Source organism: Pseudomonas sp. EB271-G4-1, from assembly GCF_058791355.1.
In genome coordinates, this window is record NZ_JBYTEO010000117.1 from 1 (window position 1) to 9,054 (window position 9,054).

Annotated in this window: 8 protein-coding genes and 2 pseudogenes; 9 read left to right on the forward strand and 1 reads right to left on the reverse strand. The window is 62.2% G+C overall.

The window, feature by feature from the left end:
- The first annotated feature begins 241 nt into the window (after nucleotides 1-241).
- Entirely contained in the window at nucleotides 242-1,273 is a 1,032-nt protein-coding gene (gene ahr, locus AC3WWR_RS30295; RefSeq protein WP_492599306.1) for an NADPH-dependent aldehyde reductase Ahr, read from the forward strand.
- Nucleotides 1,274-1,347: 74 nt separating this feature from the next.
- On the opposite strand, the pseudogene AC3WWR_RS30300 reads toward ahr, so the two are convergent.
- Nucleotides 1,348-1,558: pseudogene (locus tag AC3WWR_RS30300) on the reverse strand (extracellular solute-binding protein); the annotation flags it as partial.
- Here AC3WWR_RS30300 and AC3WWR_RS30305 point away from each other — a divergent pair.
- From AC3WWR_RS30305 to AC3WWR_RS30340, 8 genes and pseudogenes are all read left to right on the forward strand, one after another.
- Nucleotides 1,546-1,851, forward strand: a pseudogene (locus AC3WWR_RS30305) (LysR substrate-binding domain-containing protein); the annotation flags it as partial. The pseudogenes AC3WWR_RS30300 and AC3WWR_RS30305 overlap by 13 nt on opposite strands.
- Before the next feature lie 104 nt (nucleotides 1,852-1,955).
- Nucleotides 1,956-2,807 (forward strand): putative selenate ABC transporter substrate-binding protein, encoded by an 852-nt coding sequence (locus AC3WWR_RS30310; RefSeq protein WP_020800824.1) that lies wholly within the window; start codon nucleotides 1,956-1,958, stop codon nucleotides 2,805-2,807.
- Nucleotides 2,804-3,601 carry a phosphonate ABC transporter ATP-binding protein gene (locus AC3WWR_RS30315; RefSeq protein WP_033043093.1) on the forward strand — a complete coding sequence of 266 codons (798 nt, stop codon included), beginning with the start codon at nucleotides 2,804-2,806 and terminating at the stop codon, nucleotides 3,599-3,601. Before AC3WWR_RS30310 ends, AC3WWR_RS30315 begins: the two co-directional genes overlap by 4 nt.
- Entirely contained in the window at nucleotides 3,595-4,422 is an 828-nt protein-coding gene (locus tag AC3WWR_RS30320; RefSeq protein WP_492599307.1) for a PhnE/PtxC family ABC transporter permease, read from the forward strand. Before AC3WWR_RS30315 ends, AC3WWR_RS30320 begins: the two co-directional genes overlap by 7 nt.
- Nucleotides 4,419-5,186, forward strand: coding sequence for a phosphonate ABC transporter, permease protein PhnE (phnE, locus tag AC3WWR_RS30325; RefSeq protein ID WP_492599308.1), 768 nt, complete (start codon nucleotides 4,419-4,421; stop codon nucleotides 5,184-5,186). The genes AC3WWR_RS30320 and phnE overlap by 4 nt, the downstream gene beginning before the upstream one ends.
- A 152-nt stretch (nucleotides 5,187-5,338) precedes the next feature.
- Nucleotides 5,339-5,758 (forward strand): organic hydroperoxide resistance protein, encoded by a 420-nt coding sequence (locus AC3WWR_RS30330; protein WP_248679170.1) that lies wholly within the window; start codon nucleotides 5,339-5,341, stop codon nucleotides 5,756-5,758.
- Between the two features lie 593 nt (nucleotides 5,759-6,351).
- The gene (locus AC3WWR_RS30335; protein ID WP_020800830.1) at nucleotides 6,352-7,482 is read left to right on the forward strand and encodes a PAS domain-containing protein; all 1,131 of its coding nucleotides are present in this window, start codon (nucleotides 6,352-6,354) and stop codon (nucleotides 7,480-7,482) included.
- A complete protein-coding gene (locus AC3WWR_RS30340) occupies nucleotides 7,479-8,915 on the forward strand; it encodes a sigma-54 interaction domain-containing protein (protein ID WP_033043092.1) in 1,437 nt (478 codons plus the stop codon). Before AC3WWR_RS30335 ends, AC3WWR_RS30340 begins: the two co-directional genes overlap by 4 nt.
- The last annotated feature ends 139 nt before the right edge of the window (nucleotides 8,916-9,054 follow it).

The following is a 9,054-nucleotide window of genomic DNA, read 5'->3' on the forward strand; positions in this document are numbered from 1 at the left end:
TCGTTGACGACCATCGTCGGAACGCCGCCCGGAGCATGCTCGCTCCTACAGGCTCTTCCAAGTGACTCGCCGTAAGGGCGAAACCCTAGGTGGCCGTTACCGCAGGAATGGATAGGTGCACAGTCAACAAAATCCAGGTCAGCTGCCAGGACGCCTTCGCCAACAAGTCTGCACGCCGCACCGCTGGCTAGCTCCTACAATGCTTGTGCGCCGCCCCTTTCCCTGGATCTGGAGGTACACCATGAGCGACAACACCGAACTCACCACCTTTACCGGCTGGGCCGCCACCGCGGCGGGCGCGCCGCTGGAGCGCTACAGCTATGATCCCGGCCCGCTGGGGCAAGAAGAGGTGGAAGTCGCCGTGGAGTACTGCGGCGTTTGCCACTCCGACCAGTCATTGATCGATAACGATTGGGGCATCAGCCACTACCCTTTCATCCCCGGCCACGAAGTGGTGGGCCGAATCGTGCGCGCGGGTGCACAGGTGCACGGTCTCGAAGTGGGACAACGGGTGGGTATTGGCTGGTACAAGGGCAGTTGCATGCATTGCTCCTCGTGCATCGAAGGCTCACATAATCTGTGCCGCACCGCACAGCCGACCATCATCGGCAGCAACGGCGGCTTTGCCGATCGACTGCGTTCCCACTGGGCCTGGGCCCTGGCAATACCCGATGGTCTCGATCCGGCGATGGCCGGACCGCTGTTCTGCGCAGGCTCCACAGTGTTCAACCCGCTGCTGGAATTCGCCATCAAGCCCACCGACCGGGTCGGTGTGGTGGGCATCGGTGGCCTCGGTCATCTGGCGCTGCGCTTCCTCAACGCCTGGGGCTGTGAAGTGACTGCCTTCACGTCATCAAAGGGTAAGGAGGACGAAGCCAGACGCCTGGGCGCGCACAAGGTCGTCACCTCCACCGACAGCGACGCCTTGAAAGCCATTGCCGGCAGCCTGGATTTTCTCCTGGTCACCGCCAATGCCGACCTCGACTGGCCGGCCATGCTGGCGACCCTGCGCGGTAAAGGACGCCTGCATTTCGTCGGTATCGTGCCCAACGCCATCCCGGTGCATGTATTTGACCTGATTCCCCAACAAAAGAACCTGTCCGCCTCACCGGTCGGCTCGCCGAGCAACACCGCGACCATGCTCGAGTTCTGCGCCCGTCATCAGATCCTGCCGCAGGTCGAGATGTTTCCCATGAGCCAGGTCAATGCGGCCATCGATCACCTGCGCAGTGGCAAGGCGCGTTACCGCGTCGTGCTCGATGCCAGCAAATGACACAAGGCGCATCGGGTTATCCCGATGCGCCTTGCGCTACAGCGTTGTACCCGTGCGGGCAGTGGTCGATGACGTCAGGGCGCGGTGGCCGTCTTGAATTTGGTCCAGGTACGCATGCGCGCCCGCATGTCCGCCTGGGGGATATCCTTGCCGGGAATCAGCCGCGCATACGTGGCTTCGTCGATGTAGATGTCAGGGTTGTGTTGCTGATGGCGGCCATGTTCTTGGGCGCATGACGAAGTTGATGAATGTATAGGCATGCTCCGGATGCCTGGGCGGTGGAGGCCGGCATGGATGTCGGCCAGCAGGATCAGGGGATGAACTTCTCCGATCCCGGTCTGTTGCTGGATGCGGCTTGCGCGGGGCTCGGCATTGCGCTGGTCAGCCAATTGCTAAGCCGGCAAGCCTGTGCCAATGGCTTGCTGCAGCCGCTGGTGGAACCGACCATCCGCGGACCTAATTGGGCCCTGCTGACCCATCGTGATAGCGAGAACAGTGCGCGAAGCTTCAGCGATTGGTTGCTGCGCCAGCTACAAGCCCAAAACCCGGAAACGGGTAGTGGGAACAATGGCCCGTAACCCTTACAATCGCCGCACTTCGTCTACCCTCAACAAGCACCTGACGGCTATTCATGCGTGTCAGGCGCTTGCACATATTTGCGCTAATGAACCGGAGAACTTCCATGCTCAAACGCACCCTGGCCTTGGCTGTCGGCTTGACCCTGTCGCTTTCCACCCTGCTGGCGCAGGCGGCCGACACCCTGAAGGTCAGCGCCATTCCGGATGAAGCCCCCACCGAACTGCTACGCAAGTTCCAGCCCCTGGGCAGTTACCTGGAACAGCAATTAGGCATGAAGGTCGAGTTCGTGCCGGTCAGTGACTACCCGGCCGTGGTCGAGGCGCTGGCCACTGACCGGATCGACATGGCCTGGCTGGGTGGTTTCACCTTTGTCCAGGCGCGGCTGAAGACTGGCAATGCCATTCCCTTGGTGCAGCGCGAACAGGATGCCCAGTTCACCAGCAAGTTCATCACCGCCGACCCGAACGTCAAGTCCCTCGCCGACCTCAAGGGCAAGACCTTCGCCTTCGGTTCGGTGTCCTCGACGTCTGGCAGCTTGATGCCGCGCTATTTCATGCTGCAGGACGGCATCAAGCCGGAAACGTTCTTCAGTCGCGTGGGCTACTCCGGTGCCCATGACGCCACCGTTGCCTGGGTCCAGGCGGGCAAAGTCGACGCCGGTGTGCTGAACGCCAGCGTCTGGGAAAAGCTGGTCAAGGCCGGCAAGGTCGACACCAATAAGGTCAAGGTCTTTGCCACCACCCCGGCCTACTACGACTACAACTGGACCGTGCGCGGCACCCTCGACCCGGCCCTGGCGGCAAAGATCAAGGCCGCCTTCCTCGCCCTCGATCCGGCGAACCCTGAGCAAAAAGCGATCCTGGACTTGCAGGCTGCCAGCCGTTTCATCGAGACCAAGCCTGAGAACTACAAGGGCATCGAGGAAGCCGCACGCGCCGCCGACCTGCTCAAATGACCTTGCACCTGACCCGGGTCAGCCTCACCCACGCCAACGGCGTACAGGCGCTGCACAGCCTGGACTTGCACATCAAAGCCGGTGAACACGTCGCCATCATCGGCCCGTCCGGCGCTGGCAAGTCGAGCCTGCTCAACGTCCTTGCCACCGGCCTGCGCCCTGGCAACGGCGAATTGCAGGTGCTGGGTGAACAGCCCTGGCATCTGTCGGCGCGCCAGCGCCAACGCCTGCGTGCGCGTATCGGCCTGGTGCATCAAGCACCGCCGCTGCCACCGCGCCAGCGGGTGATCACTGCGGTGCTGGCGGGAAAAATCGGCCAATGGGGATTGGGCAAGAGCCTGTTGAACCTGGTGCATCCGCTGGATGTCCCGGGGGCTCGCGCGGCATTGGCCAGGCTGGACCTGCACGACAAGCTCTTCACCCAGTGCCAGCAATTGTCCGGCGGTCAACTGCAACGCGTGGGCATTGCCCGGGTGCTGTACCAGGCCCCCGAGGTATTGCTGGCCGATGAACCGGTGTCGGCCATGGACCCGGTGCTGGCCGGCCATACGCTCAAGGTTCTCTGCGAGCATGCGCGCGAGCATGCCGTTACCCTGGTCGCCAGCCTGCACGCGGTGGACCTGGCGCTGGCGCATTTCTCGCGGATCATCGGCTTGCGTGACGGGCAGATTCTCTTCGACCTGCCGGCCAGCGCCGTCGACCGCGAGCAGCTCGATGCACTCTACGCCAACGAACAGTTGCAGCCCTCGCCGCCCCCGGTCCTCCCCTTGAGTGTGCAGATTCCCCGATGCTGAGCCGTGACACCCGTGACCCCGCCGCCCGACCACGCCTGCTCCTAAGCCTGTTGGCGATTGCCCTGTTGTGGCCGGGCATGCGCTTGAGCGAACTGGACCTGAGTGTGTTGCTGGCCAGTGACAACCGGGGCGAGATGGGTCGCTTTGTCGCGACCTTCTGGCCGCCCGCCCATGGCGCAGAATTCCTCGAGCTGTTGTGGCAAGCCACTTTGCAGACCCTGGCCATCGCCACGGCCGGCATGGCCCTGGCGCTGCTCCTGGCGATCCCCGCCAGCCTGCTGGCCAGCCGCGCGCTGTCGTTGTCGGCTGCGTCCCGCGCCGGTCGCCCGAGCCTGTGGGGGCAACTGCTGCGCTGGCCGGTGCGCGGCGTGCTGATTTTCCTGCGCAGCGTGCCGGAAATCGTCTGGGCGCTGCTGTTCGTGCGCGCCGTTGGCCTGGGCCCGACGGCCGGGGTCCTGGCCATTGCGATTACCTACAGTGGCATGCTGGGCAAGGTCTACGCGGAAATCTTCGAGTCGGTAGACCAACGCCCCGCCCACGCGTTGCTGCAAGCCGGCAGTGGTCGGCTGGCGGCGTTCTGCTACGGGATCCTGCCCAATGTCGCGGCGGAATTGTTGTCGTACACGGTGTACCGGTGGGAATGCGCCATACGCGCGTCGGTGGTGATGGGCTTCGTCGGGGCCGGTGGCCTGGGCCAGCAAATCGACCTGTCGATGCGCATGTTCGCCGGCGGTGAGGTGGCCAGCCTGTTGCTGACCTTCCTCGTCCTGGTGCTGTTCGCCGATCAGTTGAGCAGGCTGCTGCGCTGGAGGCTGGCATGAAGCGCCTGCTCAACCTGCTGCTGGTGCTGTGCATCGGCACCGCGGTGCTCACTTCGTTCCGCTACCTGGGCATCGACCTCGGTGAACTGGGCGCCAGTGGCAACCTGAAACAGATGGCCGCCTATGTGCAGCGCTTTCTCAGCCCGGACCTGAGCACGGGGCATTTGCAGGCCATTGCCCGCGGCGCGCTGGAAACCCTTGCGATGTCAGCCCTGGGCACGCTGTTGGCAACAGTGTTCGGCTTGCTGCTGGCGTTGCCCGCGGCGGGTCGATTCGGCTGGCCGTTGCAGGGACTGTCGCGCCTGATGCTCAATGCCTTGCGCGCGATTCCGGAGCTGGTGTGGGCGGTGCTGATGGTCCTGGCCGCCGGGCTCGGCCCCAATGCCGGCACCCTGGCCTTGGCGCTGCACACGACCGGTGTGCTGGGCCGGCTGTTTGCCGAAGCACTGGAAAATACCCCGCCCGAACCTGCCGATGCGATCCGCCTGCAGGGGGGCAACGCCATAGGGGCGTTCTGCTACGGCACCCTGCCCAATCTGTTCCCGCAGTTGCTGGCCTATATCCTGTACCGCTGGGAAAACAACATCCGCATGGCCAGCGTGCTCGGTTTCGTGGGTGCCGGTGGCCTGGGACAAATGCTCTACCTCAGCCTCAGCCTGTTCCAGGAAGCCCAGGCCAGCACGGTCATACTGGCGATGCTGGTGTTGGTGTTTGCCGTCGACACCCTGAGCAGCTGGAGTCGCCAGCGCTGGGTGAAAGCCTGAGTTTTTGTATCAATGTGTATTGATCGCCGGCGAACGTACACAGCGATACACATCGCTCGGCTCAGGACACATTTCCATGACATGAAGATGAAACAGTGGGTGGGTCGCACTTCAGCCAGGGCTGAAGCCCCCATCCTCAGCAGGAGTCTTGCATGATCAATCAAATCGAATCTGTCCTTTACACCGGCAGGACCGTGACCACTGGCGGCCGTCAAGGCGAATCGCGAAGCGACGACGGCCGCCTGGACATCAAGCTATCCCCGCCCGGTTCTTCTGGTAGCGGCACCAATCCGGAACAGCTGTTGGGTGCGGGCTGGTCGGCTTGCTTCATCGGCGCCATGGGCAAGGCAGCCACTGCGTTGAAGGTGAGCTTGCCGGCTGACGTGAGCGTTGCTACTGAAGTGGACCTGGGCAATACCGGCAATGCCTATTTCCTTCAGGCGCGCCTGAATGTCAGCCTGCCGGGCCTGGACCCTGTACTGGCCAGGACGCTGGTGGACGCAGCGCATCAGACTTGCCCGTACTCCAAGGCAACCCGTGGCAATATCGATGTCACCATCAACCTGGTATGACAGACAAACAAATGCCCCGGAGTTCGGGGCATTTGATCTTGGCTAGCCGTATATATCCAGCTGCACAAGTCGGCTTCAAGAGCCAAGTAGGTGGCCAGCGCTGGTCTCTGGCTTACGAGGTTTATCAGGACTCCCACAGCAACAGCAATAAGCGCTGTCCTGCTTCACACGGCATAAGGGCTGGATCTCAGCGCGGAGATCTTTCTAACCGTGTACCCTTCGGAGCGCGCCCCACGCGTCCTCGCTATCCGCTTGCGCATCAGTCTGCGTTTTCACCTACAACCTCAGATTAGCAAAACAACCGGCGTGTGGGCCGGTATTTTTAGATCGATTTTTTCCTGTAGGCGCCGGCTTGATGGCGAACGCGAATTTACCCACGCCTTCACTGACAGCCCAGCGCCTGCGCATCACCGTTGATCTTTTAACACGCTGCGGGTTTGCCGATTATGCTGCAATAACGCAGCACTCGATCATCACGGTTGCGCGCATGCCCTCTTGTTCAATGGTTTTTGAGTTGGCATGCGAAATGCCCTGTCAAATTGCCCTGGCACTGTGTGCCCAGGTCCCATTAGCCGAATCGAGCCGATCCACCGATGGATATCCTGAATTTGCTGGCAAACAAAACCCAGCCCCTGACCAGTACCTTTGCCGCCGACGGACAACTGCTCAGCCTGTCCTCCAGCCTGAGCGATCAATTGGGCTATGCACCTGAAGAACTGCTCAATCAGCCGATCGAACGTGTACTGAGTCTCGAATCGTTGCGCACGGTACAGGCGCTGCTTGCCAACCCGCCCGCGGACGAGCTGGTCCACAGCCTGGAACTGACGCTGATACGGCGCAACGGCGGCCTGCTGCCTGTGATTGCCAGCGGATTGCTGCAATGGCGTGACGTGCAACCAGCCTGCCTGCACCTGTTGATGATTGCGCTGGGCACGCTGGGGCACCGGTTGCGGGAGATGCATAACGCCAATGAGGTGATGAACCAGATGCTGCAAAGCGCCAAGGTCGCCTATTGGTGCATCGAATTCGCCGAGGCGGTGGACATCAACCATGCCCCGGATGAGATTGTGCGCCAGGTGTTCGAAAACGACTCCCATTGGCGCCTGTGCAACCGGGCCATGGCCGAGGTGTACGAGATGCCGTCGGATGTCGACTTCAACCAGCAACCGGTGCGCCTGTACTGGCCGCGCAGCCCGGCCAACGAAGAATTCGTGCGACGCCTGATCGAGGCCGGGTTCCATGTCGACGGAGCACTATCGGTGGATCGCCGCCACGATGGTTCGCCTGCCTACGTGGAGAACGACGTCCGGGCCACCATCGTCAATGGCCAGCTGTTGCGCATGTGGGGCAGTATTCGTGACGTCAGCCAGGAGTTGCGCATGCAGCACGATGCCGAGCAGCGCATCGACGCCTTGCGCCGGGTCTTCGATGCCGTGCCTGACGCAGTGCTGGTCATCGATGAACACCTGCAACCGCAATGGCGCAACGCAGCCTTCGAGGACACCTTCGGCATCACCCATGGCGCCGGTATCGCCCGCTTGCTGCTGGACAATGCCTTGCCCGAACGCACCTGGCACAGCCTGCCCCTACCGGATTTGAGCGGGCGCAGCCTGAACTTCAATGTGCATTGCTCGCGCATCCTGATTCGCGAAGGCGTGGCCTGGCGCGTGGCGGTGTTTCGCGCATGCCAGGGCGTTCGCACCCCCCAAGAGTTGCACCCATGAAAGACTCCAACCTGCCACCCACGCTGCAGATGGGCATGCGTTCTTCGGTCAATGTCAGCAGCGAAGTGCTGGGCGCGCTGCTGGAAACGCCGGCCTTGCATGCCTTGCTCGACAGCTTCAGCGAAGCGCTGATCGTCACTGACGGCGAGGGCCGATTGCGTTTTATCAACCTGGCCGCCGAACGCGTCAACCGCCTGTCCAAGCAGCAGGCCGTGGGGCTGTCCGAAAGTGATTTTTTCCAGCGCTCGGCGTTGAACTACGACGATTTGCTGGCAGCGTTGAACCGCGGTGGCAACAGTGCGTTGACCCGCTCTCGGGAAGGCCGGGTGCTGCTCAGCAGTACCCACGCGATCCCCACGGGGGCCTACGAAAAACCGTTCAGGATGCTCACCCAGAAAGACTTCGACGCCAGCCAGCCGCAGCGCCGGGCTTCGCTCAATACCCGGCCACCGGAGCCTCAAGGCCTGCGTGATCCCCAGGACAACGCCCTGCACCTGTCACCGCAGCTGTCGAGCATCGCCGACACTGGCGTTCGGGCTTTTCGCCGGCGCGCGCGTCTGTTGCTGCTGGGTGAACCCGGCGTCGGCAAGACCGCCATCGCCCGGCACATTCATCGTGCGGCTGGCTGGGGGGATCGTCCGTTCATCCACGTCAATTGCGGGAGCATCCCGGAGAGCCTGTTCGAGTCCGAGATGTTCGGCTACGAGCGCGGCGCCTTCACCGGCGCCCTGGCGGGCGGCAAGCAAGGCTATATCGAAGCAGCGTCCGGCGGCACCTTGTTCCTCGACGAGATCGGTGAGATCCCGCTACACGTACAGGCCAAGCTGCTGAAATTTCTCGAAGACAGCACCATCCAGTCGGTCGGCTCGCCCCTGAGCAAATCCGTGCAGGTACAGGTGATTGCCGCCACCAACAAGGACTTGCGTCATCTGGTGGACATGGGTGAGTTTCGCGCCGACCTCTATTATCGTCTTGCCGTGCTGCCGGTGGAGATTCCGCCGTTGCGCCAGCACCGCGATGACTTGCCGTTTCTCATCGACATCCTGCTGAGCCGAATCAATGGCGATCGCGTACCGTCCCTGAGCCTGTCCGCCGGGTGTCGCAAGCGTCTGCTGAGCTACGACTTCCCGGGCAACATTCGCGAGTTGGTGAACATCTTCGAACGCCTGGCGGTGCTGGCTGACGATGAGGCGCAGGAGCATCACCTGCCGGCTGAACTCCTCCAACCGGTGCGTTCACGGGAACAGTCAGCCCCCTCAGTCGTGCAGGATGAAGCCTCGGACGACCCTCAGCAAAACCTCAAGCTTCAGGTTCAGCATTTTGAACGGCAGGTGATTTTGCGCGCGGTGCATTTGTGTGGGAGCAAGCGTAAGGCTGCGCAGCATTTGGGGATTGATATAGGGACGCTGATTCGCAAGCTGCAACGGGATTGACTGGGGGGATGGAGTACATATCCATTGCTGCGGTAACGGCCACTTATGGTTTCGCTCTTACAGCGAGTCCCTTTTTCAAACGCCAAAAAGGAACCAAAAGGCTTTGCCCCACCACTCGGTGCCTCGCTAGGGCTCGGCA